This window comes from Aminobacter carboxidus (genome assembly GCF_014863355.1).
Classification (GTDB): Bacteria; Pseudomonadota; Alphaproteobacteria; order Rhizobiales; family Rhizobiaceae; genus Aminobacter; species Aminobacter carboxidus.
In genome coordinates this window covers 1-26,892 of record NZ_JACZEP010000009.1, presented here as the reverse complement: position 1 = coordinate 26,892, position 26,892 = coordinate 1, and the positions used below count along the sequence as shown (strand labels likewise).

Genomic DNA, 26,892 nt, shown 5'->3' with positions numbered 1-26,892 from the left:
GAATTCAGCGTCTGGCCGCCTTGGCGTAGACCTCAAGGCGGTCGCGCCGGCCAATGGCGACGACCAGCACGACCACGCGTGCATCCTCGACCTCATAGACAAGACGATGGCCGGCACTGCGCAGCTTGATCTTGTAGCGGTCCTTGGCGCCATGCAGCTTGGCTGAGGGAACGCGTGGATTTTCGCAGCGTTCCTTCAGCTTCTTGCGGAACTGCTCACGCGTATTGGCGTCTAGAGCCTTCCATTCCTTGAGTGCGGTTTCGAGGAATTCGACCTCATAAGGCATCGATATCCACCCGCACGCGCTTCTCGCCCTTGCGGGCGTCGGCGATCGCGTTGAGTTCGATATCCTCGAGCCGTTCCATCATCGCTTCGAAAGCCTTCGCAGGCACGCAGTAGAATGCCGGCTCGTTGCGATTGAGAATGGCAACCGGAAACCCTTCACCGGCAGCAACGGTTCCCATCGGGTTCTTTTTCAGCTCCGAGACGCTGGCTGTAACTTCGGCGAGCACTGTGTTCGGCATTTTCATGATCCCATTATAAGACCCGTAAATAGTACCTTTAAGCGGTCATTTCAATCCGCTGTGCCCTGCGCCGGCCGATGACGTTTCCACGCTAGCCAGCAACGGCCCCGGCGTGCACAAATGGCGCAGCACAAGACTGGAATGAGCATGAAGACCATCACCGAATTTCCGCGCGACATCGTCGAATTCCCTGACATGGGCATCGTCATGCCCGACGGCACACGGCTGTCGGCGCGGGTGTGGATGCCGGCCGACGCCGACCAGGATCCGGTGCCTGCAATCCTCGAGCACCTGCCTTACCGCAAGCGCGACGGCACCACGACGCGCGACTGCCTGACCCATCCCTATTTCGCCGGCCATGGCTATGCCTCGATCCGCGTCGACATGCGCGGCAACGGCGATTCCCAAGGGCTGATGGAGGACGAATACACCGAGCAGGAATGGCAGGACGCCTGCGATGTCATCACCTGGGCCGCCGCCCAGCCATGGTGCAACGGCAAGGTCGGCATGATGGGCATCTCCTGGGGCGGCTTCAACGGCCTGCAGGTGGCGGCGAAACAGCCCAAGGCGCTAAAGGCAATCATCACGCTGTGCTCGACCGACGACCGCTATGCCGACGATATCCACTACAAGGGCGGCCTTCTGCTCAACGAGAACATGGGCTGGGGCGCCACCATGCTGTCCTACTCCTCCAGGCCGCCGGATCCGGCACTTGTCGGCGACGCATGGCGCGACATCTGGCTCGACCGGCTGGAACACGAGCCGTTCCTGCCGGCGGTCTGGCTCAGGCACCAGACCCGCGACACCTACTGGAAACGCGGCTCGGTCAACGAGGATTTCTCCGCGATCAAGGCGGCGGTGCTGGCCATCGGCGGCTGGGGCGACGCCTACAAGAATGCGGTGTCGCGTCTGGTCCAGGGCGTACAGGCGCCGGTCAAGGGCATCGTCGGGCCCTGGATCCACAAATACCCGCATTTCGCCGTGCCCAAGCCGGCCATCGGCTTTCTGCAGGAAGCCTTGCGCTGGTGGGACCACTGGCTCAAGAGCATCGATACCGGTGTCGACGACGACCCGGCGATGCGGCTCTACGTCATGGATTCCGAGCCGCCGCGCGACTGGTATCTCGAACGTCCCGGCCGCTGGATAGCGGAGCAGCAATGGCCCGCGCCCGGCATCACCGCCAGGCAGCTCAAGCTCGGCACGCATGGCCAACTGTCGCAAACGGCGTCACTGACGGAGAAAGTGACGATCAACTCGCCGCAGGACTGCGGCATGGATGGCGGCGAATATTGCGCCATCTGGCTCGGACCGGAGTTGCCGGGCGACCAGCGCGCCGATGACGGCAAATCCGCCTGTTTCGATGGGGCGGTGCTTGACGCCCCGCTCGACATTGTCGGGGCGCCGGTCATCCGGCTGAAGCTCGCCGCCGACCGCAGCCGGGCGATGGTCGCGGTGCGGCTCTGCGACGTCCAGCCCGATGGCGCCTCGACGCGCATCACCTATGGCGTGCTCAACCTTTGCCACCGCAACAGTCACGAATTCCCGGAAGCTGTCGTTCCCGGCGAGATGATGGAGATCACCCTCAAGCTCGACGACATCGCTTATCGCGTGCTGCCGGGCAACCGGCTGCGCGTCGCCATTTCCTCAACCTACTGGCCGCTGGTCTGGCCGTCGCCCGAAGAGGTAACGCTGACGCTGCATGACGGTGCGATCGACCTGCCGGTGCGTCTGTCCGGCGACGGCGACGAATGGAAATTCGAACAGCCGGAGGGCGCGACGCCGTGGCAATTCGAGACGCTGCGCGAAAGCTCGAACAGCCGCAAGGTTGAACGCACCGACGGCAAGGTGACGTTGAGCATCGTCGACGACTTCGGCGAAATCCGCGATTCCGACCATGGCCTGGTCATCGGCGATGTCGCGCGCGAGCACTGGACAATCGACCCGTCCGACCCGCTTTCGGCCCATGGCGAGACCCACTGGACACAGACTTTGTCGAGAAACGACTGGGCCATCCGAACCGAAACGTTCACGACAATGCGTTCTGACGGCCAAAACTTCCAGTTGACCGGCCGGATCGAGGCTTACGAAGGCGACAAGCTCGTCTTCGAGCGCGATTTCAGCGAAATCATTACGCGCGACCACATCTGAAGCGGAAACGGCTTGGTCCAAATGCGACGAGGAGATTGCGCCACTCGATGTCGCATTCGGCCTTGCCGCTGCCCTTACGTTACGGTCAATATTGCCACCAGAAGTCGAGCAATAACGACCGCCAGAGTGAGGAGCCTTTCCAATGTCGAATGAACTGGAATATCTGAGCCGCCGAGTCGCTGCGGGTAAGTTGAACCGCCGTGACTTCCTCGGCCGCGCCGCAGCCCTGGGCGTTGCGGCAACTTTCGCGAACTCATTGCTGGCCAGCGCCGCCAAGGCGGAAGGCCCCGTCAAGGGCGGCATCCTGCGCGCCGGCATGCAAGGTGGTGCCGCCACCGACAGCCTCGACCCGGCATCCTGGTCGAGCCAGGTGCCTTATTTCTTCGGCCGCCAGTGGGGCGAGCAACTGGTGCAAATTTCGCCCGAGGGCGAGCCCAAGCCTGCACTCGCCGAGGAATGGGGCGCATCCGACGATGCCAAGACCTGGACCTTCAAGATCCGCAAGGGCGTGCAGTTCCACGACGGCAAGGAGATGACGCCGGCTGACGTCGTCGCCACCATCGAACGCCATTCCGACGAGAAGGCGAAATCAGGCGCGCTCGGCCTGATGGGCGGCATCGCCTCGGTCAAGGCCGACGGCCAGAACGTCGTCTTCGAACTGAAGGACGCCAACGCCGACCTGCCGTTCCTGCTCGACGACTACCATCTGATGATCCAGCCCAATGGCGGCAAGGACAAGCCCGACGCCGGCATCGGCACCGGCCCCTACAAGGTCACCGTCAACGAGGCCGGCGTGCGCCTCGGCGCCGAGAAATTCGCCAACTACTGGCGCGACGACCGCGGCTTTGCCGACCAGATCGAGATCATCGTCATCAACGATGCCACGGCGCGCACGTCCGCCTTGCAGGGTGGCCAGGTCGACATCATCAACCGCGTCGAGCCCAAGATCGTCGAACTGATCAAGCGCGTGCCGGGCGTCGTCATCCGCAATGTCGCCGGCCGTGGCCACTATGTCTTCATCGCCCATTGCAACACCGCCCCCTTCGACAACAACGATCTGAGGCTGGCGCTGAAATACGCGCTCGACCGCGAGGAGATGCTGCAGAAGATCCTGATGGGCTACGGCTCGCTCGGCAACGACACGCCGATCAACAAGGCCTATCCGCTGTTCACCGAGATGGAGCAGCGCAAGTTCGATCCGGAAAAGGCGGCGTTCCACTACAAGAAGTCGGGCCATTCCGGCTCGGTGCTGCTGCGCACCTCCGACGTCGCCTTCCCCGGCGCTGTCGATGCCGTCCAGCTCTATCAGCAGAGTGCCGCCAAAGCCGGCATCACGCTCGAGGTCAAGCGCGAGCCTGGCGACGGCTACTGGTCGGAAGTGTGGAACAAGCAGCCCTTCTCTGCGTCCTACTGGGGCGGACGCCCGACCCAGGACCAGATGTACTCGACGGCCTATTATTCCAAGGCCGAATGGAACGACACGCGGTTCCAGCGCGAAGACTTCGACAAGATGCTGTTTTCGGCCCGCTCCGAGCTCGATCCGGAGAAGCGCAAGAAGATCTACGCCGACATGGGCCAGATCGTCCGCGACGAAGGCGGCGTCATCACGCCGATGTTCAATGATTTCATCGACGCCACCAGCGCCAAGGTCGGCGGCTGGGTCGATGACGGCAACCAGGAGATGATGGGCGGCTACGCGCTGTCCAAGTGCTGGCTGAACGCCTGACGGCCCGGCCCCGCATGTCTTCCCCGATCCTGAAACTGATAGCCCAGCGCGTCGCGCTGGGCTTGCTGCTGCTCCTGGCCGTTTCGGTCCTGATCTTCGCCGGCACCCAGATCCTGCCCGGCGACGTCGCCCAATCCATTCTCGGCCAGTCGGCCACGCCGCAGGCGCTGGCCAATTTGCGTGAGGAACTCGGCCTCAATGCGCCGGCCTATGTCAGGTATTTCCGCTGGCTTGGCGGCGTCCTGACCGGCGATCTCGGCACCGCTCTGTCGAGCCGGCAGGACATTGCCACCGCCATTGGCGGCAGGCTTTGGAACACGCTGTTCCTCGCCTTCTGGGCGGCGATCGTGTCGATACCGCTGGCGATCATCCTCGGCCTGCTCGCCGTGCGCTACCGCAACGGCTGGATCGACAAGACCATCTCCGGCCTGGCGCTGGCATCGACCTCGCTGCCGGAGTTCTTCGTCGGCTACCTGCTCGTCTATTTCTTCGCGGTGAAGTGGCAGATCTTCCCCGGCATCTCCACCGTCTATGACGGCATGCCGTTCCTCGAGCGGATGCGGGCGATCGCCCTGCCGGCAACGGCCCTGACGCTGGTGGTGCTGGCCCACATGATGCGCATGACGCGTGCGGCGATACTCAACGTCATGCAGTCCGCCTATATCGAGACCGCCGAGCTCAAGGGCCTGTCGCCCTTCGAGATCATCCGCAAGCACGCCTTCCCCAATGCGATCGCCCCTGTGATCAACGTCGTCATGCTCAACCTCGCCTTCCTCATCGTCGGCGTCGTCGTCATCGAGGTGATCTTCGTCTACCCGGGCATGGGCCAATATCTCGTCGACCATGTCGCCAAGCGCGATGTGCCGGTGGTGCAGGCGGTCGGGCTGATCTTCGCGGCCGTCTATATCGGCCTCAACATCATCGCCGACATTGCCGCCATCGTTGCCAATCCACGCCTCCGGCATCCGAAGTGAGAGGCGCGCCATGCTCGATCTGAAACATATCCCCCTTGGCGCTGCGATCGGCCTGATCCTGACGGCGCTGTTTTTGATCACGGCGATCTTCGCGCCGCTGATCGCGCCCTACGGCCTCGGCGAAATCGTCGGCGACGTCTGGGCACCGATGTCGTCGCAATTCCTGCTCGGCACCGACAATCTCGGCCGCGACCTGCTCTCGCGCATGATCTTCGGCGCCCGCACGACGATCTTCATCGCCGTGATGGCAACAGCATTGTCGTTCTCGCTCGGCGCGATCCTCGGTTTCACGGCCGCCGTCGTCGGCGGCTGGCTCGACACCGGCATGTCGCGCTTCGTCGATCTGTTGATGGCGATCCCGACGCTGATCTTCGCGCTGGTGGTGCTGTCAGTGCTGCCATCGACGCTGCTCACCTTGATCCTGGTCATGGGCATCCTCGATGCCACCCGCGTCTACCGCCTGTCGCGGGCGGTCGCCGTCGACATCAACGTCATGGACTTCGTCGAAGCGGCCAAGCTGCGTGGCGAAGGCAATGGCTGGATCATCTTCCGCGAGATCCTGCCCAACGCGCTGTCGCCGCTGATCTCCGAACTCGGCCTGCGCTTCATCTATGCCGTGCTGTTTTTGTCGGCACTGTCATTCCTCGGCCTCGGCGTGCAGCCGCCCGACGCCGACTGGGGCGGCATGGTCAAGGAAAACAAGGACGGCATCGTCTTCGGCATTCCGGCAGCCCTGATCCCGGCGGCGGCGATTGCCGCACTCGCCATCTCCGTCAATCTCGTCGCCGACTGGGTGCTCAACCGCACCACCGATCTCAAGGGAGGGCGCGGCAATGGCTAAGACACAAGCTGATAGCTCCGACCTGCTGCTCGACATCCGCAATCTCAGGATCGAGGCCAAGGTCTATCCGCCAGGCGAAGCGCCACGCACGATCACGCTGGTGCAAGACGTGTCGCTGACGCTGAACAAGGGCAAGGTGCTCGGCCTGATTGGCGAGTCCGGGGCTGGCAAGTCGACCATCGGCCTGTCGTCGATGGCCTATGGCCGCGGCGGGGTGAAGATCACCGGCGGCGAGATCATCCTCAACGGCCGCGACATCCGCAAGGGCGGCACGCAAGGCATCCGCGCCCTGCGCGGCCGCGAGGTCTGTTACGTCGCGCAATCGGCCGCCGCCGCCTTCAACCCGGCGCACCGGCTGATGGACCAGGTCGTCGAGGCCTCGATCCTGCACGGCGTGGCGAACCGGGCCGAGGCGGAAAAGCGGGCGGTGGCGCTGTTCAGGAAACTCAGCCTTCCCGACCCTGAAAACATCGGCCAGCGTTTTCCCCACCAGGTCTCGGGCGGGCAGCTGCAGCGCGTCATGACGGCGATGGCGCTGTGCTCCGAGCCCGACCTGATCGTCTTTGACGAGCCGACCACAGCACTCGACGTGACCACCCAGATCGACGTGCTTGCCGCCATCAAGGAGGCGATCCGCGATACAGGTGTGGCAGCGCTTTACATCAGCCACGACCTTGCCGTTGTCGCCCAGGTCTCCGACGAGATCATGGTGCTGAGGCACGGCAAGCTGGTCGAATGGGGCGGCACGCGCCAGATCATCAAGGAGCCGCGCCAGGAATACACCTCGGCACTGGTCTCGGTGCATGAGATCGCACATGAGGAAAAAAAACCTGACGCAAGCCCGTTCCTGTCGGTGCGGAACATCACCGCGGCCTATGCCGGCGGCAAGATCAAGGTGCTGAAGAACGTCTCGGTCGACATCCTGCCCGGCCAGACGCTGGCCGTGGTCGGTGAATCCGGCTCGGGCAAGTCGACGCTGGCACGCGCCATAACAGGGCTTTTGCCGCCCGAGCAGGGCAGCATCACTTTTGCCGGGCGAACGCTCGCCAACCGCTTGGCCGACCGCAGCCGCGACGACCTGCGCGAATTGCAGATGATCTACCAGATGGCCGACGTGGCGATGAACCCGCGCCAGACCGTGGGCACGATCATCGGCCGGCCATTGGAGTTCTATTTCGGCATGGGCGGCAAGGAACGCGACGCGCGCGTCGCCGAACTGCTCGACAAGATCGAGATGGGACGCGGTTTTGTCGACCGTTACCCGGCGGAACTCTCCGGCGGCCAGAAGCAGCGTGTCTGCATCGCGCGTGCGCTCGCCGCCAAGCCGAAGCTGATCATCTGCGACGAGGTGACGAGCGCGCTCGACCCGCTGGTCGCCAACGGCATCCTCAAGCTGTTGCTCGGGCTGCAGGCCGAGGAAGGCGTCGCCTATCTGTTCATCACCCACGACCTCGCTACGGTGAAGTCGATCGCCGATTCCATCGCCGTCATGTATCGCGGCGAAGTCGTGCGCTACGGGCCGAAGTCGCAGGTGCTGAAGCCGCCTTTCGATGCCTACACCGACCTGTTGCTGTCGTCGGTGCCGGAAATGGAGATCGGCTGGCTGGAAAAGGCGATCAGCGGACGCAGGATGGCGAGTGCCGGGAATTGAGGGTTTGGAGCGCTAGATTATCAACGGCGCGCTCCTTCGCACCCCTCTCTGGCCTCCCGGCCAGAGGGTGGTGCGAAGGAACGCGACACTAACTTCTAGGCGTCACCACACCCACTCGCCCCGCCCCAGCACAGCCGCCGCATCGGCGATGCGGGTGAAGCTTTGGCGGGCGCGGGTGACAGTGTGGCGGGCGCGCAGGTAGCCATGCACAAGGCCTGGCTCTTCGAACCAGAAGGCCTTGCCGCCTGCGGCGACGATGCTCTCGCCATAGGCCTCGCCGTCTGACGACAGCGGGTCGCATTCGGCCGTGATGACGACGGTCGGCGGCAGATTGGCGAAGTCGGCGTCGGCAAGCGGCGACAGCGTGATGTCGCCGGTGCGGTCCTCGCCGCCGCTGCGGATGTGCTTGTAGAATTCGAGATCGCGCATAGTCAGCATCGGCGCCTCGGCGTGGCTGACATAGGAGCCTTGGCTGCGGTCGCCGCCAAGGCCGGGATAGACCAGCAATTGCCCGACCGGACGCCTGGCGTGCCCGCGCGTCGCGTGGCTGGCGGCAGCCGCGATGTTGCCGCCGGCGCTGTCGCCGGCAAGCATGATGGGCTGGCTGTATCTCGCCACCGCCCATTCGAAAGCGACCATGGCATCATCGAAGGCAGCCGGATGCTTGTGCTCGGGCGCCAGCCGGTAGTCGACCGAAACCACCTCGTAGCCGGTGCGGCCGCACAGTTCGGCACAAACGTCGTCATGGCTTTCGAGCCCGCCAAGGATGAAGCCGCCACCGTGGAAATAGACCATCACCGCCTCCGGCGCCTTGCCGGCGAGGCGATAGACGCGGATCGGCACGTCGCGCCCTGGCGCCACGATGGCAGTCGTTTCGGCCGACACGCCCTCAGGGTAACCGGCGAAGAACTCGCCGCACATGCGGTCGTAGATTTCGCGCTGCTGGGCGATCGTGTAGTCGATGGTATCAGGCGGATAGTAGGAATTGGTCCGCTCGATGAAGGCCCAGGTCTCGGCGTCGATGAGCTTTGTGTAGTCGGTCATTGGCTCTCCCTTACCCTCCCAGCGGAGCGGGGTTGGGGGTCCTCACGTCGCACCCAGACACCCCCACCCCCGACCTTCGGTCGGACCCTCCCCACAAGGGGAGGGTAGCCACCCTGCTGTACGAACCTACTTCCCCTTCCACACCGGATCGCGCTTTTCGGCGAACGCCTTGAAGCCTTCGAGATTGTCCTCCGAGGCGTAGAGTTCGTCGACAGTCGGGAATTGCCGCTTGGTGATGCGGTTCATCGTTTCCTGGAAGCCCATCACCTCGGCGGCGCGCGCCACTTCCTTGATCGCGGCGAAGACCAGCGGCGGGCCGCCGGCGAGCAGTCGAGCGACCTCCCAGACACGATCCTCGAGCTTGTCAGTCGGCAGCACCTCGTTGACCAGGCCCCAGCGATGCGCCTCGGCCACGTCCATCCAGCGCCCGGTGAGCAGAAGGTCCATCGCCACATGGTAGGGAATGCGCTTGGGCAGCTTGATGGTGGCAGCGTCGGCAAGCGTGCCGGCCTTGATCTCCGGCAAGGCAAAGCTCGAATGCTCGGAGGCGTAGATCAGGTCGCAGGACAGCGCCAGCTCGAAGCCGCCACCCACAGCCATGCCGTTGACGCAGGCGATGACAGGCTTGTTGAGGTCGCGCAGTTCCTGCAACCCGCCAAAACCGCCGACGCCGTAATCGCCGTCAACCGCATCGCCATTGGCGGCAGCCTTGAGGTCCCAGCCGGCCGAGAAGAACTTCTCCCCAGCGGTTTTGACAATGGCGACGCGCAGGCCGCCATCGTCGCGGAAGGCCTTGAAGGTCTCGCCCAGGAGCCGCGACGTGGCGAGGTCGATGGCATTGGCCTTGGGCCGGTCGAGGGTAACCTCGAGGATCGCGCCTTCGCGGCGGGTTTTCACGACGTCGGACATTTTTCTCTCCCTCTAGGCCGTTACCAGCAGCGCATCGGCGATCCAGGCGCCCTGCCCTTCGCCGCAGACGATCAGCGGATTGATATCGAGTTCCTCGATTGCGTCGGCATGATGCGACGCAAAGTCTGATATGGCGATGATCGCATCGACCGCGGCATCGACATCCGCCCTGGCGCGGCCGCGATAGCCTTGGAGCAACGGATACATCTTCAGCCCCTTGAGCGCCGCCTCGACCTCGCTGCGCGCGACGGGCAGCAGCAGCGTGGCGCTGTCCTTGAGCAATTCGACCAGCACGCCGCCGCTGCCGATGGTCATGACCGGTCCGAACAGCGGATCGCTGGTGACACCGACGATCAGCTCGGCCACGCCGCCCGGGACCATCTTTTCGACATAGAGGCCGGAGCCGAGCGGCAACAGGTCGGCCGCGGCTGTGACAACCTCCTCGCCGCTCCGCAGGTTGAGCCTGACGGCACCGAGTTCGCTCTTGTGGGCGACGCCCAGCGCCTTGAGCGCGACGGGATAGCCCAGCGCCTCCGCCACAGCTATGGCCTCGGCAACGCTTGCGGCGCGACGGCCGGCCGGCACGGTGAGGCCGGCGTCGCGCAGCAGGGATTTGGCTGCGGCTTCGTCGAGCGTCGCCTTGCCCCCCTGTGGCCTATTGCCGGAGCGGGGTGCATCAGTGTCACGCCCCACCGCCGCCGCAACCGGCCGCGCCCACGTCTCGCCAATGAATGCCGCAGCCTCCGCCGCGTCCAACGCCTCCGCTATGCCCTGCAACGGCACGATGCCGCGCGCGAAGAGATCGGCGGCGTGTTCTTCGGTCAGGTTCTCCGACATCGATGCCACCACCGCACCAGACGCGCCATTGGCCTTGAGTGCGGCCTCGAAGGCGCTGACGGTCGGCCACCAGTCGGCATCCGAGCAGCGGTCGTTACGCGGGAAATCGAGCACCAGCATGTTGAGGTCGAAACCGCCTGATGCCATGGCGGTGAAAGTGGCGGTCATCGCCGGTTCGTCGTTCCAGATGAAGGTGTGGTAGTCGAGCGGATTGGCGACCGCCACAAAGGCACTGAGCGTCGATTTTATCCTCGCATAGTGCTCGGGCGTCAGCGTCGGGAAACGCAGCCGCCGGCCTTCGGCGCTGTCGGCCATGACGGAGGCCTCGCCGCCCGAACAGCTCATCGACGACAGCGTGAAGCCCCGCAGCGGACCGACTGTATGCAAAAGCTTCAGCGTCTCGAGCAGCGAGGGGATGGTGTCGACACGGGCAATGCCCAAACGTTTGAGGAAGGCATCGGAGGCGGCATCCGAGCCAGCCAGCGACGCCGTGTGCGAGATCGTCGCCTTGCGCGCCTGCTCGGAGCGGCCGACCTTCATGGCGACGATCGGCTTGCCGAGTTCGCGCGCCCGCTTGGCCAGTTTCTCGAAGCCGTCGACCTTGTCGAAACCTTCGATATGCAGGCCGAGGCAGGAGACGCGCTCGTCCTCGATCAGGCCCAGCGCCATCTCGGACAGGCCGGTCTGCGCCTGGTTTCCGGCCGTCATCAGGAACGCCACCGGCAGGCCGCGCTTCTGCATGGTCAGGTTGCAGGCGATGTTGGACGACTGGGTGATGATGGCGACGCCGCGCGCACCTTGCGCCAGCCGCTGGCCGCCATGCTGGTCCGGCCACAACAGCGCACCGTCGGCATAGTTGATCAGGCCATAGCAATTGGGCCCGATCACCGGCATGTCGCCGGCCGCCGCCACCAGCTCGCCTTGCAGCCGCTCGCCATCGGCATCGTCATTGCCGGCTTCGAGGAAACCAGAGGCAAAGCAGATCGCCCCGCCCGCCCCGCGCTCGGCAAGCGCTGCGATCACCTCGATGGTCAGGAAGCGGTTGACACCGACAAAGGCGGCATCGGGGGCTGCCGGCAGTTCGGCCACCGAGCGGAAGGTTCTTATGCCTTCGACCTCGGCTTTTGTTGGATGCACCGGCCAGATATCGCCGGCAAAACCCATCTTCAGGCATTGCCTGACCACGGCCGCCGCCTGCGAACCGCCGAACACGGCGATGGATTTGGGGCGCAGCAGGCGTTCGAGACGGCCTTTACCCTCCCCCTTGTGGGGAGGGTCGACGCGCAGCGTCGGGGTGGGGGTGTCAGAAGTCGAGCCAGACATTTTCACCCCCACCCGGCCCTGCGGGCCACCCTCCCCACAAGGGGGAGGGTCGAACCAGTGACCGAAACACTCATCCGCCCACCGCTCTCAAAAGCGCGCGTGAAATGATGTGGCGCTGGATTTCCGAGGTGCCTTCCCAGATGCGTTCGACACGGGCATCGCGCCAGATGCGCTCCAGCGGCAGGTCGTCCATCAGGCCCATGCCGCCATGGATCTGGATCGCCTCGTCGGCGACGAAGGCCAGCATCTCGGTGGCCTTGAGCTTGGCCATCGCCATGTCCTGGTCGGTGACGGTGCCCTGGTCGTATTTCCAGCCGGCCTCCATCACCATCAGCTCGGCCGCCTTGAGCTCGGTTGCCATGTCGGCGAGCTTGAACGACACGCCCTGGAATTTGCCGATCTGCTGGCCGAACTGCTGGCGCTGCGCGGCATAGTCGATAGCGTGGCCAAGCGCGCGTTCGGCACGGCCGAGGCAGGTCGCGCCGACCTGCAGGCGGGTGGCGCCGAGCCAGCTGTTGGCAACCTCGAAGCCCTTGTGCACGTCGCCAAGAACCTGGCTTGCCGGCAGCCGGCAGTCGTCGAACTCCAGCACCGAATTGGTGTAGCCGCGATGCGAAACGTTGCGGTAGCCGTCGCGCACGGTGAATCCCGGCGTACCCTTGTCGACGAAAAACGCGGTGATCTTCTTGCGCTTGCCGCGTGCTGACTCTTCCTCGCCCGACGCCATGAAGACGATGGCGAAGTCGGCGATGTCGGCGTGGGAGATGAAATGCTTGGTGCCGTTGAGCACCCAGTCGCTGCCATCCTGGACAGCAGACGCTTTCATGCCGCGCAGGTCGGAACCCGCCCCCGGCTCGGTCATGGCAAGGCAGTCCGACTTTTCGCCGCGGATGCAGGGAAACAGATACTTCTCGCGCTGCTCCGGCGTGCCGGCGAGCAGGATGTTCGACGGCCGCGCCACGCAGGTCCAGTGCAGTGCGTAGTTGGCGCGGCCGAGCTCCTTTTCGTAGAGCAGCCAGGTCAGCGTATCGAGCCCGGCGCCGCCGACATCGGCCGGCATGTTGGCGGCGTAGAGCCCGGCTGATATCGCCTTTGCCTTGATTTCCTCGATCAGCTCGCGGCGCAGGTGGCCAGTGCGTTCGACCTCCAGTTCATGCGGATAGAGCTCTTTTTCGACAAAGGCGCGCGTCGTGTCGACGATCAGCTGTTGTTCCTCGGACAGACCGAAATGCATGTCGCTAGCCCTTCTTTTTCGCCGAAGCCTTTTTCGGAGCCTTCTTCACCGGCTTGCTCGCCTTGGCTTTTTCTGCGGCCTTCGACACCTTTGGCTTGGCCTGGGCGGCAAGTTGTTTCGTGTAGTCCTTGTAGAGCGCACCAGCGCCCCAGCCCTTGCCCTTGTTCTGCTTCGACAGCGCATCCATGATCGCGACCAGATTGTCGTCGCGGATCTTTTCGAGCTCGCGGATCGACCATTTGTCGGACTGCTCGTCCGACTGGGTGGCGATCAGGTCGACAAGCTCGTCATTGAACTCCGGCACGTCCATCAGCTTGGTCCACGGCCATTTCAGGCAGGGCCCGAACTGCGCCATGAAGTGGCGCATGCCGGCCTCGCCGCCGGCGACGCGATAGACCTGGAACATGCCCATCTGGGCCCAGCGCAGGCCAAAGCCGTAGCGCATGATGTCGTCGAGTTCCTCGACCGAGCAGATGCCGTCCTTGATCAGCCACAGCGCCTCGCGCCATGCCGCCTCGAGCAGGCGGTCGCCGACGAATGCCTCGATCTCCTTACGGATAACCACAGGCTTCATGCCGATCGACGAATAGATCTCCTTGGCGACCTCGATGGCTTCGGGGAAGGTCTGCGCGCCACCGACGATCTCGACGATCGGCAACAGGTAGACCGGGTTGAACGGATGGCCGACGACCAGCCTTTCAGGATGCTTCTTCATCGCCACCTGCATGTCAGACGGCTTGATGCCCGAAGTGGACGAACCGATGATGGCATTGGCCGGCGCATGAAGATCGATCTCGGCCAGCACCTTGTGCTTGAGGTCGAGCCGTTCGGGCACGCTTTCCTGGATGAAGTCGGCATCGGCCACCGCTTCGGCGATGGTCTTGGCAAAGGTCAGCTTGCCTTCCTTGGGCAGGCCGCCCGGCAGCATCTGCTTGTAGGCGCGGCGCGCCCCCTTCATCACTTCACCGACCTTGCGCGAAGCTTCCGGATCTGGATCGAAGATCGCAACGTCGATGCCGTTCAGCAGCAGCCGCGCCACCCAGCCCGCGCCGATAACCCCGCCGCCAATGGCGGCTGCCTTTGAAATAGTGTTCATCACAAAACCCTCCCGGCGTTTTGAAAATCTCGTTACACCGCCAGCGGCGCGCGCTTGACGAGGTTGAGCTTCTTGCGCACCTCTTCGGGTCCGATGACCCGGGCGCCGAGCGTCTCGACGACGGTGACGGCCTTTTCGACCAGCTGCGCGTTGGTGGCGAGCACGCCCTTGTCGAGCCAGAGATTGTCCTCGAGGCCGACGCGCACATTGCCGCCGGCAAGCACCGCCGCCGCCGCATAAGCCATCTGGTTGCGGCCGAGCGAGAAGGCCGAGAAGGTCCAGCTCTTCGGCACATTGTTGACCATCGCCATGAAGGTGTTGAGGTCGTCGGGCGCGCCCCACGGCACCCCCATGCACAGCTGCACCAGCGCGTCGGGCGCAAGCACACCCTCCTCCACCAGTTGCTTGGCAAACCACAGATGGCCGGTGTCGAAGGCCTCGATCTCGGGCTTCACGCCCATCGCGGTCATCATGCCGCCCATGGCGCGCAGCATGCCCGGCGTGTTGGTCATGACATAGTCGGCCTCGGCGAAGTTCATCGTGCCGCAGTCGAGCGTACAGATCTCCGGCAGGCACTGGCGCACATGCTCGACACGGTTGGTGGCGCCGCCCATGTCGGTGCCGGCTTGCTTCAGCGGCAGCGGCGCCTCGACGCCGCCGAACACCATGTCGCCGCCCATGCCGGCGGTCAGGTTCAGCACCACGTCGACATCGGCCTCGCGGATGCGCTCGGTCACCTCGCGGTAAAGATGGATGTCGCGGCGCGGCTTGCCGGTCTCGGGGTCGCGGACATGGCAGTGGACGATCGCCGCCCCCGCCTTGGCCGCCTCGATGGCCGAGTCGGCAATCTCCTTGGGCGAACGCGGCACCAGGCGGCTGCGATCCTGCGTGCCGCCGGACCCGGTCACGGCACAGGTAATGAAAACCTCGCGGTTCATTTCGAGCGGCATCGCAGTTCCTCCCATACGAAACTTGGAGCGCCGCGCGTCCATTCGGACGCGCAAGGACGCTCTAACACTTTGAACCTACGCATCGTGCTTACCGAAAATCGGTGCCGATTTTCGGGCCGATGCGTTAGGGATCATCGCGCCGCTTGCCTCGATTTGTTTTGCGTTTTACGAAATACAAATGGCAAAAAGCGAAAAGCCGACAATCTTTCGCGAGGACCGCTCACCGCTCAAGGTGACGATGCTGGTGTTCTCCGGCGCGTCGATCATGTGCGTCGCCTCGACCGTCGACCCGCTGCGCGCCGCCAACCGCATTTCAGGCGAAACGCTGTTCGACTACCGGCTGGTGTCCGCCACCGGCGAGCCGGCGATCACCACTTGCGGCCTGCCGGTGGCGGTGTCGGGCGCCTTCGACCCCGACGCACCATGCGACGTGCTGATGGTCATCGCCGGCTTCGGCACGCAGGGCTACACCACATCGAAGCTGCTCGGCGGCATCAGGCGCTGTGCCCGCCAGGCCCGCGCTGCCGGCGGCATCGAGGCCGGCACCTGGCTGGTCGCCCGCGCCGGGCTGCTTGAGGGCCGCACGGCCACCACGCACTGGGAGGACATGGAGGATTTCGCCGCAACCTTCCCCGAGGTCGAGGTCCGCCCCGACCGCTACATCATCGACGGCCCGGTCTTCACCTCGGGCGGTGCCGCCCCGACCTTCGACCTGATGCTGCATCTGGTGCGCTCGCGCCTTGGCATGGCCACCGCCCTCGATGTCGCCAGCGTCTTCATCTACGACCAGTCGCGCGCCGCGACCGACGCGCAGCCCTTGGTCTCGCTCGGCCGGCTCGACGGTTACGACCCACGCCTTGCCCAGGCGATCAGGCTGATGGAAGCGCATGTCGACCAGCCGCTGACCATCGCAGCGATCGCCAGACGTGCCGGCGTGACCGCACGCACGCTCGAAAGCATCTTCCGCGCCTCGATCGGCGAAACCCCTGGTGCCTACTATCTCAGGCTCAGATTGAACGCCGCGCGCCGGCTGGTTGTCGACACCCGCGTCAGCATGGCCGACGTCGCCGAGCGGACCGGCTTTTCTTCAGCCGCTGCCTTTTCGCGCAGCTTTTCGCATGCCTTCGGCACGCCGCCGGTCAGGATGCGTCGGGGCTAGCCGCGATGGGCCAGGATCCAGTCGACCGCTGCGGTGAGATCGTCGACGACAGCGCTCGGATGCGGTGCGTGGCGGCTTTCGTCACCGGCGCGATATTTCCCCGTCCGCACCAGAAGCCCGCCGCCAAGTCCTGCCCGCAACGCACCGGCGACGTCGCTTTCGGCGTCGTCGCCAACCATCACCGCCTGCCCCGGCTGGCAGTCCAGCCCGGCTAATGCGGCATGGAAGAAGTTCCGCGCGGGCTTGCCCAGCACCGTCGCCTGCTTGCCGGCGGCGAATTCGAGCGCTGTGACGAAGGCGCCGGCATCAAGGCTGAGCCCGCCATCGGCATCCCTAAAGGTGCGGTTGACCGCAAGCGCGAGAAACTCGGCGCCGTCGATGAGCTGGCGAAAGGCGGCGTTTAGCGCCGCATAGGTGAAGGCGTCGGCGGCATCGCCGACCACCACCGCCTTTCGCGCGCCGAACTTGTTGCCGGCGAATTCGGGCACGAGGTCGGGATGGACCAGAAGCTGCGGCACGCAGCCTTCACGGACGAGCCAGTCGACAGCCGCGCGCGCCGGCGTGAACAATTCGTCACCATCGACGGCAACGCCGAGGCTCGCCAGTTGCGCAGAGATCGCCCGCTGCGGCGACCGTGTCGTGTTGGAGACGAAGCGGATCGGCAGGCCCTCGCCGCGCAGCCGGGCGATGGCCGCGACCGCGCCTGGTATCGGCGTGTCGCCATCATAGACGACGCCCGAGAGATCGAGCAGCACCGCGCGTATCATGCAAGGAGGATGGCCGACCGCCTTTGGTTCGTCAAACCACGCTGTCGGGATCAGGCCGCCTGATTGACCACGCCGTCGATGCGCGAACGCATGCTCTGGGCCAATATGGCCTCAAGGCGCGACGCAACCGCCCGGGTCCATTCGTCGGAAAGTTCCGGCTCCAGCGACGGCGGCAGCGCCATCAGCCGGTCGACGATCGAACCGGCCTCTGATTTGTTCAGCAGGGCGTCGATCGCCGGTTCGTGGCTATATCCAGTGAAAGTCTGTTGTTCCGGTCTCATGGCGCGGTAAGTCGCTGATTCGACTGGCGTCTTGAGGGCGAGAAAGAGGCAATTCAGGGGCAGGCGTGCAGATGTATCCGTGGCTCAACCCATGCGATTCCTGTGCTGTCAGGGTTGGCGACCAAGCGGCTTTTCAAACAGCACCGTGGTCAGCCCGCTGTCCCACTCCTCGTCGGGATACCGTGCCGTCTCGACATAACCGAGCGCGCGGTAGAACGCCTGGCTCTGCTGGTTGAACGTATCGGTTTCGAGCCGCACTTTCGGCAAGCCGGCCTTGCCGATCTCCTGTTCGGCCCGCGCCAGCAGCAACCTGCCGAGGCCGAGGCGCTGGAATTGGCCGCAGACGTGCAGGGCTTCGATGAAGTCGCCGCTCCAATGGACCATGCCGGCGACCTGGCCGTCGACCTCCGCCACCCAGAAGGCAAGGCCGTTTTCATCGACATAACGGCCGCCGACACCGGACGAAAGGTAGCGTTCGGCAGCCGCTTCGGTGATCTCCGGCCGCCAGGTGCTTTCGAACGTATTGGCCAGTACCTGCTTCACCGCGGCGAAGTCCTCTGTTTTCGCCGGTCGCACCGAAATGTTGCGCTTGTCCATGCTGTGGCTCCTGCTCTTGAGGCGCCGCTCTAGCAGCACCCCCGCATCTGGGCATCGGACAGCGCGGACAAAAAATGGCGCCAGCCCGAGGGGTCAGAGCCATTCGTTCTTGTCGAAATGCCCGTCAGACGTAGCGGTTGACGACGTTTTCCAGATATTCCTGCCGCCCCGACTTCGGCTGCGGCTCGATGGCGTCGCTGACCACGCGCGTGGCGATCTGTTCGAGCGTACGCTCGCCCGAAAGCATCGCCTTGGCCTCGGCCGTGTTCCAGCCGGCGTAACGTGCCTCGAGCGGACCCGACAGCGCCTTGTCCTCGATCATCTTCGCCGCCGCCTTGAGGCCGCGCGCGCAGGCGTCCATGCCGCCGATATGGGCAACCAGCAGGTCTTCGGGATCGAGCGACTGGCGGCGCAGCTTGGCGTCGAAATTGGTGCCGCCTGATTTGAAGCCGCCGCCGGCGAGCACCTGGTAGTAGGCCAGCGCCATCTCGGGCACGTTGTTGGGGAACTGGTCGGTGTCCCAGCCCGACTGGTAGTCGTTGCGGTTCATGTCGATGGAACCGAAGATGCCGAGCGCGTTGGCGGTCGCCAGCTCGTGCTCAAAGGAATGGCCGGCCAGGATCGCGTGGCCCTGCTCGATATTGACCTTCACCTCGTTCTCCAGCCCGTACTTCCTGAGGAAGCCATAGACGGTGGCAACGTCGTAATCATACTGGTGCTTGGTCGGCTCCTGCGGCTTCGGCTCGATCAGGATGGCGCCGGTGAAGCCGCATTTGTACTTGTAGTCGACGACGAGGTTGAGGAAGCGGCCTAGCTGGTCGAGTTCGCGGCCCATGTCGGTATTGAGCAGCGTCTCATAACCCTCGCGGCCGCCCCACAGCACATAGTTCTCGCCCTTGAGCCGCCTGGTGACATCCATGCAATGCTTCACCGTCGCCGCCGCATAGGCAAAGACATCGGGATCGGGATTGGTCGCTGCACCCGCCATGAAGCGGCGATTGGAGAACAGGTTCGCCGTGCCCCACAAAAGCTTGACGCCTGTCTTGGCCATCTTGGCTTCGAAATAGTCGGCGATCTCGTCGAGGCGCGCAGCACTTTCGGCGAAGTTGGCACCCTCGGGCCGCACGTCGGCATCGTGGAAACAGTAATAGGGAACGCCGAGCAGCGAAAACAGCTCGAAGGCGACGTCGGCCTTCAGCCTGGCGTTCTCCATGGTTTCACCAAACCCCGTCTTTCCAAACCAGGGCCGCTCGAAGGTCTGGCCGCCGAACGGGTCGCCGCCCGGCCAGGCAAAGCTGTGCCAGTAGGCGACGGCAAAGCGCAGATGGTCTTCCAGCCGCTTGCCGAGCACCACCTCGTCGGCATTGTAGTGACGGTAGGCCAGCGGGTCGGTGCTGTCGGGGCCTTCGTAGCGGACGGGCTTGATGTCGCCGAAATAGCCGGTGCTCATAGCAGAACTCCTTTCAGTGAGTACGCTTTGCCGTCGCCGACAGGGCGGTCGACCAATTTCCGAATTCGATTACCTCAGGCGTAATTGGTTCCAGTCGGCACTGCTGCGACAAGGGTCGCGTCAACCAAGACGCAACGGATGGAGAGCAGAAATGACCGACTACAACGCCATCACCGAGGCCTACATCGCGGCCTGGAACGAGACCGACGCGACCGCCCGCAAGGCGCTGGTCGAGGCAGCCTTCACCACGGGCGTGTCCTATCGCGACCCGATCATGCAGGGCGACGGCCACGACGGCATCGACGCGCTGATTGCAGGCGTGCACGGCCAGTTCCCCGGCTTCCGTTTCAAGCTCAAGGGCAAGGTCGACGGCTTCGGCGACAACATCCGCTTTTCCTGGGGCCTTGGTCCCGATGGCACGGAGGCCGTGATCGAAGGCTCCGACTTCGCCATCATCAAGGACGGGCGCCTGAGCATTATCACCGGCTTCCTCGACAAGGTGCCGGGCTGAGCTGGTTGGGGCGGCGTTCACATCGCTCCCCGGATCGCCGGATAGAGCTTGCGATAGCGCTGGTAGGCCTCGTCATAGGCGCTGGCCAGTGCTGCCACCGGCTCGATCGTTTCGGCCGTAGCGGGCGGCGTGCAGACCTGATGCGGGTCGGCCCCTTCGGCGGCGATGAGGCCGAGCCGCGCGGCACCGAAGGCGGCACCGAAATCGCCATCGGCGGGAATGTCGACCGGCAGCCCAAGCGCTGTCGCGATCGCCTGCAGCCAGTAGCGCGAACGCGAACCGCCGCCGATGGCGGTGACGCGCGTCAGCGTCGTTCCGGCCGTGGCAAGCGCTTCCAGGCTGTCGCGGAAGGCGAAGGCGACGCCTTCAAGCACCGCTTGCGTCAGCCCGGCGCGGTCGATCTCATGGGCAAGGCCGGTGAAGGAGCCGCGGATCGCGGCGTCGTTGTGCGGGGTGCGTTCGCCCGAGAGAAAAGGCAGGAAGCTCACGCCGGACGGCGGGCGCAATTCGTCGCCGAGTTCGCCGGTGAGTTCGGCTGCATCCTTGCCCGTGATGTTGCTCAGCCAGTTGAGCGAATCTGTCGCCGACAGGATCACACCCATCTGGTGCCAGGCATTGGGCAAGGCATGACAGAAGGTGTGTACGGCACTTCCAGGGTTGGGCAGGTAAGCGCCATTGGCGGCAAACAAAACGCCCGAGGTGCCGAGCGACACGAAGGCCGCACCTGGCGTGACCGTGCCCATGCCGCAGGCGGACGCGGCATTGTCGCCGGCGCCGCCTGAAATCACCACACCCTGTCCCATGCCCCATTTGGCGGCCAGTTCGCCGCGCAGGCGGCCGGCTTGTTCGGTGCCTTCGACAAGATGCGGCATGTGCACTTCATCGAGGTCAGTGGCAGCAAGCAGTTCCGGCGACCAGCGTCGTGCCGCGACGTCGAGCCATGAGGTGCCGGCGGCGTCGGACATTTCGGAGATGTATTCGCCGGCCAGCCACAGCCGGAGATAATCCTTGGGCAGCAGCACCTTCGCCACCCTGGCGAAAATCTGGGGCTCGTTGACCTTCACCCAGGCAAGCTTGGGCGCGGTGAAGCCGGGAAAGACGATGTTGCCGGTGATCTTGCGAAAGCGCGGGGCGGCGTCGAGGCCGGCTGCCTCGGCAAAGCTGCGCGTGTCGTTCCACAGGATGCAGGGTCGCAGCACCTTGCCCGAGGCATCGAGCAGCGTCGCGCCATGCATCTGGCCCGATAGGCCGATGCCGCGCACGGCGGCGATTTCCCCAGGATGCGCAGCCATCAGCTCGGCGATCGCCTCTTCCGTGGCGCGGATCCAGTCGGCCGGGTCCTGCTCGGACCAGCCGTGATGCGGCCTGGAGACGTCGAGCGCACCGTGGCCGGAACCGATGATCTTCTGCTCGGCATCCATCAACAGCGCCTTGACGCCTGACGTGCCGAGATCGAGCCCGAGATACATGCCATTCCTCCCGAATGAGCGATGCGGACGCTGGCTAGCGTCCATCCTCTCACGTCATTGCCCGGCCTTCATCGCCAAGAAAGGCTGAAACGGCCAAGCCATCGGCCCGTTCCTCCGACGGACGCTGCTTATTAGCAAACATTCCGGGGTTGGGTCGACATTTATTTCGGAACTCGCAAAAAATAAATCGAACGCCTTGAAACAACCGGGGCAGCCGGCTCAGCCATGCGCCAGAAGCGTCGCTCGCTGCACGAACAGGCCCGACAGCGGGCTAGCCGGTCGCGCATGGTTGCGCGCGGAGGCGAGCTTGACGGCAAGCGCATCGTTGCCGTCGCGCAGAGCCGCCTCGATCAGCGTCAGTTCGATGACGTCGCGCTGGGCATGGCTGCCGCCGAAGCGGTGGGCGATGGCCCTGACAGGTTCGAGCCGCCGCACCGTCTCGTCATAGCGCCCTTCGCCAAAGGCCTTGATCGCCAAGGTGACGGGGTGGCCGACGTCGCGGGTGAAGGCGGCATTGTCGTCGTCGCCGGCGATCGCCTCGCGCTGGGCATCGAGCATCGCTTTTGCCGGCGCTTCGAGACCTGCACCGACAAAGGCCATCATCGCATGCGCATCGTTGAAGGCGTAGTTGCCGGCGGCAGCCTTGGGCGCCCAGTTCGCCGCAAGGCTGGCCCAGCGCCGGCCGACATCGACGCCGCCGAGATTGAGTCGCCACAGGATCGCCGAGGCATCGACCATGTTGAGCGCCAGCTTCGACTGCGCGCCGTAGATCGGCCCGTCATAAAGCGCAAGCACCTCATCGGTCTCGCCGAGATCGTAATAGAACAGCGCCAGGTGCCACCAGTTATGAACCTGGAGAAAACTCTCCTTCGTCCAGGCATCGCTGTTTCCGCGCATCCAGGCAATGCCGTCGCGTTGGCGGCTCTGCATCTCCATCACATGCGCCACCGCATGCTGAGCCCAGCCGTCGCGCGGCTCGAGCGCTACCGCCTCACGGCCAAGCGTCTCGGCCGTGACGTAGTCGCCCATCTCCTCGAAGCCGAAGGCCTGCATGCCCAAAATGGCGTGGTAGCCGGGCATACCCTTGCTCCACGCCGGCAATGCTCGGCCGATGCGGTCGCGCAGCTTCGGTGCGTTGCCGGTAAAGAAGTCGATCTGGTGTCCGGCCTGCAGCGCCAGCGCATCGGTCGGATGCTCTGAGGTCAGCTGGTCGAGGATATGTCCTGCCTCGTGCCAGTGCCCGGCGGCGAGACGGCCAAGCGCTGCGACATGCGCCCTCTCGCGGGCGGTAGCGGCAAGCCCAAGGGCGGCGGCGTGGCAATCGCGTGCCACGGCCATCGCCTCGCGTTCGGTCGACAGGCCGTAGAGCCAGCCCTTCAGCACATGCGCCATGACGAAATCGGGCGCCGCCGCGATCGCCCTGTCGGCGGAACCGACCGGATCGCCGACGAAGCGCTGCAGTTCGCTCACCCCGCGCTGGTAATGCGCGGCCGCCGCCTCATCAGCGCCGCTCAGCGCAAGCCCGAGCGCGTCCTTCACCATGACGGGCCCTCAACTGCCCGAGCGCACGGCCACGGCTACGCCAGCCCCGACCAGCAGCGTGCCGCCGGTGCGGTTGAAGATGCGGATAGCGCGCGGATTGGAAACCACGCTGCGGGCCCGCGACGCCACCAGCGCGTAACCGAAGGCATTGGCGAAGGCGAGCGTCAGGAAGGTCAGTTCGAACACCAGCATCTGGGTCCAGAAATCGCCGTTGCGGTCGAGGAACTGCGGCAGGAAGGCAACGAAGAAGGTGATGCTCTTGGGGTTCAGCGCCGTCACGATCCAGGCATGTGCCATCATCTTGACCGCCGAGGCGGCATCGGTACGCGGCTTGGCATCGAGCGACCCGCCGGCGCGGAACAGCTTGATGCCGAGATAAATGAGGTAGGCGGCACCGATCCATTTGAGCATGGTGAAGACGGTGGCCGAAGCGGCAAGCAGGGCGCCAATGCCGAGCATCGACAACGTCATGGCGGTGAAATCGCCCAGCGCGACGCCGACGGCCATCGGCAATGCCGTGCGCCAGCCCTGGCCGAGCGCATAGGACACGACAAGCAGGATCGTTGGGCCCGGAATGACCAGCAGCACCGCGGATGCGGCGGCAAAGGCGGCCCAGCTTTCGAACGACATGCAAACTCTCCCTCTTTGAAAAACGGGATCAAGCTCCGGCTCCATGCCGATGTAAAGCCCTTAACGCGTCGCATGTGACGTTCATGCTTTTTCAACCATGAATGGTGAAAATGCATTTCATCCACAGCCGGGGTTCGCTCCGGTGCCTGGCCGCCCCGCGTGTAGAGTGGAATTGTGCCGTGTCGAAATCGCCTGCTCAAAAGTCCGACCTTTCGAAACTTGCGTCGCGCCGCAACGTGCTGTTCGGCCTTGGTGCCGCCGGCCTTGTCGCCGGCTGCAGCCGCAGCATGGATTTCGAGATGCCGGCGATGGGTCTCGACAACATGGCCACTGGTTCGGTCCGCCCGCAGATCAGCGTCGACAAGCAGGTCACCAGCCCCAATGTGATGTATGCGTCCTTCGCCGACGAAGGCTACCAGCTGCCGGAAATCCCGTTCGCCAAGGTCGACCCGAAATTCCGCCGCCAGATCGTCGTCGATCCGACCGGCGAAGTATCAGGCACCATCGTCGTCAAGCTGCAGGAACGTTTCCTCTATCTGGTCCAGCCCGGCGGCGAAGCCATACGCTACGGCGTTGGCATCGGCCGCGACGGCTTTTTGTGGAACGGCCGCGCCAATATCCAGTACGGCAAGAAATGGCCGACCTGGACACCGCCGCGCGAAATGATCGCGCGCAAGCCGGAGCTGGTCAAATGGGCCGGCGGCCAACCCGGCGGCCTCGACAACCCGCTCGGGGCGCGTGCGCTCTACATCTACAAGGACGGCCAGGACACCGGCTACCGCGTCCATGGCTCGCCGGAATGGTGGACCATCGGCCAGGCGATGTCGTCGGGCTGCGTGCGCATGATCAACCAGGACGTCATCGACCTCTACAGCCGCGTCAACGGCAAGACCCCGATCGTCGTCGGCTAACCGGCATCTGGCCGGTGCCTGCGGCGCCGGCCCCGCCTTTCGAAACCTTCCAAACCGATTGAATCTCCGTCAAACCAACCCAATCTCCCATTGCGTCCATTGGCCAGAAGGGCGAATGTGCCGGAAAACAGCGCCGTGCTGGCGGCCATTCTGGCACCCTTGGGGAGGACGACCATGCCCTCGACATTCGTGATTGCACAAGGCGGCGGACCGACCGCGGTGATCAACCAGACGATGGCGGGCGCGGTGCTCGAAATCCGCCGGCGCCATCCCAAGGCGCGGGTGCTCGGTTCGCGCCATGGCGTGCGCGGCATCCGCGACGGCGACTATGTCGACCTGACCGACATCGCAGAGGAACAGTTGTTGCGCATTGCCGCGACCCCCGGTGCAGCGCTTGGCAGCACGCGCGACAAGCCCGATGCCGCCTATTGCGACCTGGTGCTTGAAGGCCTGAAGAAGGCCGACGCGCAGGCCTTCATCTATATTGGCGGCAACGACACCGCCGGCACCCAGCAGATCCTGACCGAAGCGGCCAAGGGCAGCATCGCTTTCGTGCACGCGCCCAAGACCATCGACAACGACCTTGAGGAAAACGACCACACGCCGGGCTTCATCTCGGCGGCCGAGTTCGTCGCCGGTGCCTTCCTCAGTGTCGATCTCGATTTCCGCGCCCTGCCCGGCATCTATGTCGGCATCGTCATGGGCCGCCACGCCGGCTTCCTGACCGCCGCAGCCGCGGCCTGGCGTGACGAAGACACCGATGGGCCGCATTTGATCTACGTGCCGGAGCGCGCCTTTTCGGTGCCGCGCTTCATCGACGAGGTGAAGGAGACGCTTGCCCGCCATCGTCGCTGCGTCGTTGCGGTTTCCGAAGGCGTCAGCACCGCCGACGGCAAGGCACTGGTCGAAAGCATCGTGCCCGCCGACAAGCTCGAACGCGACGCGCATGGCAACCTCAAGCTGTCTGGCAGCGATCTCAGCCGGGCCTTCGAAAACGCGCTTGCCGAAGGCCTGCCGGGCAAGCGCGCCCGTGTCGATGCGCTCGGCTACATGCCGCGCGGCTATATCGGCGCGGTCAACGCCGTCGACGCGCAGGAAGCTTTTGACGCCGGCGTGTTTGCCATCGATGCGGCCGACAAGGGCGGCGGCTCGGTGGCGCTGAAATATGAGGGCGGCAAGACCGTGCTCAAGCTGGTGCCGCTGGCCAATGTCGCCGGCAAGACCCGGCACATGCCCGACGACTACATGCTTCCAGACGTCAACCACCTGTCCGAAAAGGGCATGGACTATCTCAGGCGGCTGGTGCCCGGCCGCTTCAAGATCGGCAGGCCGTTCGTGTGAAATCCCGGCCCGGCTGGTTTTCGAAAAGCATCGTCGACACGACCACGACGATGCTGACCGAGCCGTTCGTGACAGACTATTGCCGCGCCAATATCTGGCTGGTGCGCGGCAGCGACATCGACATGCTGGTCGATACCGGCATGGGCATCTGTGCGCTTGCACCCGAAATCGCAACGACCCCGGGCAAGCCGCTTCTCGTCGTTGCCACCCATGTCCATCTCGACCATGTCGGTTCGCTGCACGAATTCGCCTGGCGCGCCGGCCCGCGCATCGAAGCGCCGTTCTTCGAGACGATGCCTGACGCGGCCACCTACGCCCACATGTTCCGCAACTTTCCCGGCGCGGTGTCCGAACTGCCTTATGCCGGCTGGAGCTCCGCCGACTATGCCATCGAGCCTGCGCCGCTGCACCGCCTTTTGGATGAAGGCGACGTGATCGAGCTTGGCGACAGGCGCTTTTGTGTCCTGCACCTGCCCGGCCATTCGCCGGGATCGATCGGCCTGTTCGACGAGCAGGACGGCACGCTGTTTTCGGGCGACGCCATCCATGGCGGGCTGCTTGTCGACGACATGCCGGATTCGGATCGCGCCGCCTATTGCGCCACCATGCGCCGGCTCATCGCCCTGCCGGTCCGCGTCGCCCATGGCGGCCACACCGACAGCATCGACGGGGCCAGGATGCGCGAGATTGGCGAGGACTATCTGAGAAGGAATGAAGGTTAGGCGAGAGCCCGTCTCGCAACGACAGTCCCTCGAAACAGCACGGCCCCCTCTTGCGACTAAACGCGAGAGGGGCGCCTCTTGCGGCTAAACACGAGAGAGCCTCTTACGGCTAAACCCCGAGCCCTAACTGTCGTTTCCAAGAAGGTTGTTCAGCCTTTGGAACGGGCTGATGCCGCCGAGTGCAGAGTGTGGGCGCGTTAGGTTGTAGTTTGCTGCCCAGTGGTGAATGGCTTTGGCGCGTTCGTTCGATGAGGC

26 protein-coding genes are annotated in these 26,892 nt (G+C 64.6%); 10 read left to right on the top strand and 16 right to left on the bottom strand.

Going from position 1 to position 26,892, the window contains the following annotated elements; genetic code table 11:
* Positions 1-4: 4 nt before the first annotated feature.
* Positions 5-286, bottom strand: a complete 282-nt coding sequence (locus tag IHE39_RS23145; RefSeq protein WP_192568105.1) for a type II toxin-antitoxin system RelE family toxin — start codon at positions 284-286, stop codon at positions 5-7.
* A complete protein-coding gene (locus IHE39_RS23140) occupies positions 276-524 on the bottom strand; it encodes a type II toxin-antitoxin system Phd/YefM family antitoxin (protein ID WP_192568104.1) in 249 nt (82 codons plus the stop codon). The genes IHE39_RS23145 and IHE39_RS23140 overlap by 11 nt, the downstream gene beginning before the upstream one ends.
* A 147-nt stretch (positions 525-671) precedes the next feature.
* Between IHE39_RS23140 and IHE39_RS23135 the strand changes: the two genes are divergently transcribed.
* The 5 genes from IHE39_RS23135 (at position 672) to IHE39_RS23115 (ending at position 7,864) form a co-directional block, all read left to right on the top strand.
* Positions 672-2,672 (top strand): CocE/NonD family hydrolase, encoded by a 2,001-nt coding sequence (locus tag IHE39_RS23135; RefSeq protein ID WP_192568103.1) that lies wholly within the window; start codon positions 672-674, stop codon positions 2,670-2,672.
* A gap of 142 nt (positions 2,673-2,814) precedes the next feature.
* Positions 2,815-4,398 carry an ABC transporter substrate-binding protein gene (locus IHE39_RS23130; RefSeq protein WP_192568102.1) on the top strand — a complete coding sequence of 528 codons (1,584 nt, stop codon included), beginning with the start codon at positions 2,815-2,817 and terminating at the stop codon, positions 4,396-4,398.
* Between the two features lie 14 nt (positions 4,399-4,412).
* Positions 4,413-5,372, top strand: a complete 960-nt coding sequence (locus IHE39_RS23125) for an ABC transporter permease (protein ID WP_184770674.1) — start codon at positions 4,413-4,415, stop codon at positions 5,370-5,372.
* A 10-nt stretch (positions 5,373-5,382) separates the two neighbouring features.
* Positions 5,383-6,213, top strand: coding sequence for an ABC transporter permease (locus IHE39_RS23120; RefSeq protein ID WP_184770676.1), 831 nt, complete (start codon positions 5,383-5,385; stop codon positions 6,211-6,213).
* Positions 6,206-7,864 carry an ABC transporter ATP-binding protein gene (locus IHE39_RS23115; protein ID WP_192568101.1) on the top strand — a complete coding sequence of 553 codons (1,659 nt, stop codon included), beginning with the start codon at positions 6,206-6,208 and terminating at the stop codon, positions 7,862-7,864. Before IHE39_RS23120 ends, IHE39_RS23115 begins: the two co-directional genes overlap by 8 nt.
* Positions 7,865-7,966: 102 nt before the next feature.
* Here IHE39_RS23115 and IHE39_RS23110 read toward each other — a convergent pair whose 3' ends face one another.
* The 6 genes from IHE39_RS23110 to bcoG form a co-directional block, all read right to left on the bottom strand.
* Complete coding sequence (locus IHE39_RS23110) at positions 7,967-8,908, bottom strand: alpha/beta hydrolase (RefSeq protein WP_192568100.1); 942 nt, start codon at positions 8,906-8,908, stop codon at positions 7,967-7,969.
* A gap of 126 nt (positions 8,909-9,034) precedes the next feature.
* Positions 9,035-9,817 (bottom strand): carnitinyl-CoA dehydratase, encoded by a 783-nt coding sequence (locus tag IHE39_RS23105; RefSeq protein WP_192568099.1) that lies wholly within the window; start codon positions 9,815-9,817, stop codon positions 9,035-9,037.
* 12 nt (positions 9,818-9,829) lie between these two features.
* Positions 9,830-11,977: an acetate--CoA ligase family protein gene (locus tag IHE39_RS23100; RefSeq protein ID WP_192568098.1), complete on the bottom strand. Its 2,148-nt coding sequence runs from the start codon at positions 11,975-11,977 to the stop codon at positions 9,830-9,832.
* A gap of 70 nt (positions 11,978-12,047) precedes the next feature.
* Positions 12,048-13,211: an acyl-CoA dehydrogenase family protein gene (locus tag IHE39_RS23095; protein WP_184770690.1), complete on the bottom strand. Its 1,164-nt coding sequence runs from the start codon at positions 13,209-13,211 to the stop codon at positions 12,048-12,050.
* 4 nt (positions 13,212-13,215) lie between these two features.
* Positions 13,216-14,307 carry a carnitine 3-dehydrogenase gene (locus IHE39_RS23090; protein WP_184770692.1) on the bottom strand — a complete coding sequence of 364 codons (1,092 nt, stop codon included), beginning with the start codon at positions 14,305-14,307 and terminating at the stop codon, positions 13,216-13,218.
* Positions 14,308-14,339: 32 nt separating this feature from the next.
* Positions 14,340-15,257: a 3-dehydrocarnitine:acetyl-CoA trimethylamine transferase BcoG gene (bcoG, locus tag IHE39_RS23085; protein WP_192568097.1), complete on the bottom strand. Its 918-nt coding sequence runs from the start codon at positions 15,255-15,257 to the stop codon at positions 14,340-14,342.
* 178 nt (positions 15,258-15,435) lie between these two features.
* Here bcoG and IHE39_RS23080 point away from each other — a divergent pair, with 178 nt between their 5' ends.
* Positions 15,436-16,416: a GlxA family transcriptional regulator gene (locus IHE39_RS23080; protein WP_192568096.1), complete on the top strand. Its 981-nt coding sequence runs from the start codon at positions 15,436-15,438 to the stop codon at positions 16,414-16,416.
* Here the strand turns inward: IHE39_RS23080 and IHE39_RS23075 are convergent.
* From IHE39_RS23075 to xylA, 4 genes are all read right to left on the bottom strand, one after another.
* Positions 16,413-17,171, bottom strand: coding sequence for a TIGR01458 family HAD-type hydrolase (locus tag IHE39_RS23075; RefSeq protein WP_343070124.1), 759 nt, complete (start codon positions 17,169-17,171; stop codon positions 16,413-16,415). The genes IHE39_RS23080 and IHE39_RS23075 overlap by 4 nt on opposite strands.
* Before the next feature lie 62 nt (positions 17,172-17,233).
* Positions 17,234-17,464 carry a hypothetical protein gene (locus IHE39_RS23070; protein WP_192568094.1) on the bottom strand — a complete coding sequence of 77 codons (231 nt, stop codon included), beginning with the start codon at positions 17,462-17,464 and terminating at the stop codon, positions 17,234-17,236.
* A gap of 108 nt (positions 17,465-17,572) precedes the next feature.
* Positions 17,573-18,061, bottom strand: coding sequence for a GNAT family N-acetyltransferase (locus IHE39_RS23065; protein ID WP_192568093.1), 489 nt, complete (start codon positions 18,059-18,061; stop codon positions 17,573-17,575).
* A 124-nt stretch (positions 18,062-18,185) separates the two neighbouring features.
* A complete protein-coding gene (gene xylA, locus IHE39_RS23060) occupies positions 18,186-19,511 on the bottom strand; it encodes a xylose isomerase (protein WP_192568092.1) in 1,326 nt (441 codons plus the stop codon).
* Between the two features lie 151 nt (positions 19,512-19,662).
* Between xylA and IHE39_RS23055 the strand changes: the two genes are divergently transcribed.
* The gene (locus tag IHE39_RS23055; RefSeq protein ID WP_192568091.1) at positions 19,663-20,022 is read left to right on the top strand and encodes a nuclear transport factor 2 family protein; all 360 of its coding nucleotides are present in this window, start codon (positions 19,663-19,665) and stop codon (positions 20,020-20,022) included.
* Between the two features lie 17 nt (positions 20,023-20,039).
* Here the strand turns inward: IHE39_RS23055 and xylB are convergent, their stop codons facing one another.
* The 3 genes from xylB to IHE39_RS23040 all read right to left on the bottom strand — a co-directional run bounded on the left by xylB (position 20,040) and on the right by IHE39_RS23040 (position 23,663).
* Positions 20,040-21,491, bottom strand: coding sequence for a xylulokinase (gene xylB, locus IHE39_RS23050; protein WP_192568090.1), 1,452 nt, complete (start codon positions 21,489-21,491; stop codon positions 20,040-20,042).
* 219 nt (positions 21,492-21,710) lie between these two features.
* Complete coding sequence (locus IHE39_RS23045; RefSeq protein ID WP_192568089.1) at positions 21,711-23,033, bottom strand: tetratricopeptide repeat protein; 1,323 nt, start codon at positions 23,031-23,033, stop codon at positions 21,711-21,713.
* A gap of 9 nt (positions 23,034-23,042) precedes the next feature.
* A complete protein-coding gene (locus IHE39_RS23040; protein WP_184770709.1) occupies positions 23,043-23,663 on the bottom strand; it encodes a LysE family translocator in 621 nt (206 codons plus the stop codon).
* 179 nt (positions 23,664-23,842) lie between these two features.
* Here IHE39_RS23040 and IHE39_RS23035 point away from each other — a divergent pair, with 179 nt between their 5' ends.
* The 3 genes from IHE39_RS23035 (at position 23,843) to IHE39_RS23025 (ending at position 26,637) form a co-directional block, all read left to right on the top strand.
* Positions 23,843-24,574, top strand: coding sequence for a L,D-transpeptidase (locus IHE39_RS23035; RefSeq protein WP_343070123.1), 732 nt, complete (start codon positions 23,843-23,845; stop codon positions 24,572-24,574).
* 174 nt (positions 24,575-24,748) lie between these two features.
* Complete coding sequence (locus IHE39_RS23030; protein ID WP_192568087.1) at positions 24,749-25,915, top strand: diphosphate--fructose-6-phosphate 1-phosphotransferase; 1,167 nt, start codon at positions 24,749-24,751, stop codon at positions 25,913-25,915.
* Positions 25,916-25,965: 50 nt separating this feature from the next.
* Positions 25,966-26,637 (top strand): MBL fold metallo-hydrolase, encoded by a 672-nt coding sequence (locus IHE39_RS23025; protein WP_192568169.1) that lies wholly within the window; start codon positions 25,966-25,968, stop codon positions 26,635-26,637.
* 123 nt (positions 26,638-26,760) lie between these two features.
* Here IHE39_RS23025 and IHE39_RS31155 read toward each other — a convergent pair.
* A partial coding sequence (locus tag IHE39_RS31155; protein ID WP_192568086.1) for an integrase core domain-containing protein occupies positions 26,761-26,892 on the bottom strand: 132 nt, incomplete at its 5' end.

Bases quoted from the DNA above. Each gene is read 5' to 3' on its own strand.
- xylB (WP_192568090.1), bottom strand. From the start codon at position 21,491: ATGTATCTCGGGCTCGATCTCGGCACGTCAGGCGTCAAGGCGCTGTTG.
- IHE39_RS23120 (WP_184770676.1), top strand. From the start codon at position 5,383: ATGCTCGATCTGAAACATATCCCCCTTGGCGCTGCGATCGGCCTGATC.
- IHE39_RS23090 (WP_184770692.1), bottom strand. From the start codon at position 14,307: ATGAACACTATTTCAAAGGCAGCCGCCATTGGCGGCGGGGTTATCGGC.
- IHE39_RS23095 (WP_184770690.1), bottom strand. From the start codon at position 13,211: ATGCATTTCGGTCTGTCCGAGGAACAACAGCTGATCGTCGACACGACG.
- IHE39_RS23125 (WP_184770674.1), top strand. From the start codon at position 4,413: ATGTCTTCCCCGATCCTGAAACTGATAGCCCAGCGCGTCGCGCTGGGC.
- IHE39_RS23065 (WP_192568093.1), bottom strand. From the start codon at position 18,061: ATGGACAAGCGCAACATTTCGGTGCGACCGGCGAAAACAGAGGACTTC.
- IHE39_RS23140 (WP_192568104.1), bottom strand. From the start codon at position 524: ATGCCGAACACAGTGCTCGCCGAAGTTACAGCCAGCGTCTCGGAGCTG.
- IHE39_RS23080 (WP_192568096.1), top strand. From the start codon at position 15,436: ATGGCAAAAAGCGAAAAGCCGACAATCTTTCGCGAGGACCGCTCACCG.
- IHE39_RS23100 (WP_192568098.1), bottom strand. From the start codon at position 11,977: ATGTCTGGCTCGACTTCTGACACCCCCACCCCGACGCTGCGCGTCGAC.
- IHE39_RS23130 (WP_192568102.1), top strand. From the start codon at position 2,815: ATGTCGAATGAACTGGAATATCTGAGCCGCCGAGTCGCTGCGGGTAAG.
- IHE39_RS23105 (WP_192568099.1), bottom strand. From the start codon at position 9,817: ATGTCCGACGTCGTGAAAACCCGCCGCGAAGGCGCGATCCTCGAGGTT.
- IHE39_RS23055 (WP_192568091.1), top strand. From the start codon at position 19,663: ATGACCGACTACAACGCCATCACCGAGGCCTACATCGCGGCCTGGAAC.
- IHE39_RS23070 (WP_192568094.1), bottom strand. From the start codon at position 17,464: ATGAGACCGGAACAACAGACTTTCACTGGATATAGCCACGAACCGGCG.
- IHE39_RS23145 (WP_192568105.1), bottom strand. From the start codon at position 286: ATGCCTTATGAGGTCGAATTCCTCGAAACCGCACTCAAGGAATGGAAG.
- IHE39_RS23045 (WP_192568089.1), bottom strand. From the start codon at position 23,033: ATGGTGAAGGACGCGCTCGGGCTTGCGCTGAGCGGCGCTGATGAGGCG.
- xylA (WP_192568092.1), bottom strand. From the start codon at position 19,511: ATGAGCACCGGCTATTTCGGCGACATCAAGCCCGTCCGCTACGAAGGC.
- IHE39_RS23025 (WP_192568169.1), top strand. From the start codon at position 25,966: ATGCTGACCGAGCCGTTCGTGACAGACTATTGCCGCGCCAATATCTGG.
- IHE39_RS23110 (WP_192568100.1), bottom strand. From the start codon at position 8,908: ATGACCGACTACACAAAGCTCATCGACGCCGAGACCTGGGCCTTCATC.
- IHE39_RS23030 (WP_192568087.1), top strand. From the start codon at position 24,749: ATGCCCTCGACATTCGTGATTGCACAAGGCGGCGGACCGACCGCGGTG.
- IHE39_RS23040 (WP_184770709.1), bottom strand. From the start codon at position 23,663: ATGTCGTTCGAAAGCTGGGCCGCCTTTGCCGCCGCATCCGCGGTGCTG.
- bcoG (WP_192568097.1), bottom strand. From the start codon at position 15,257: ATGCCGCTCGAAATGAACCGCGAGGTTTTCATTACCTGTGCCGTGACC.
- IHE39_RS23115 (WP_192568101.1), top strand. From the start codon at position 6,206: ATGGCTAAGACACAAGCTGATAGCTCCGACCTGCTGCTCGACATCCGC.
- IHE39_RS23135 (WP_192568103.1), top strand. From the start codon at position 672: ATGAAGACCATCACCGAATTTCCGCGCGACATCGTCGAATTCCCTGAC.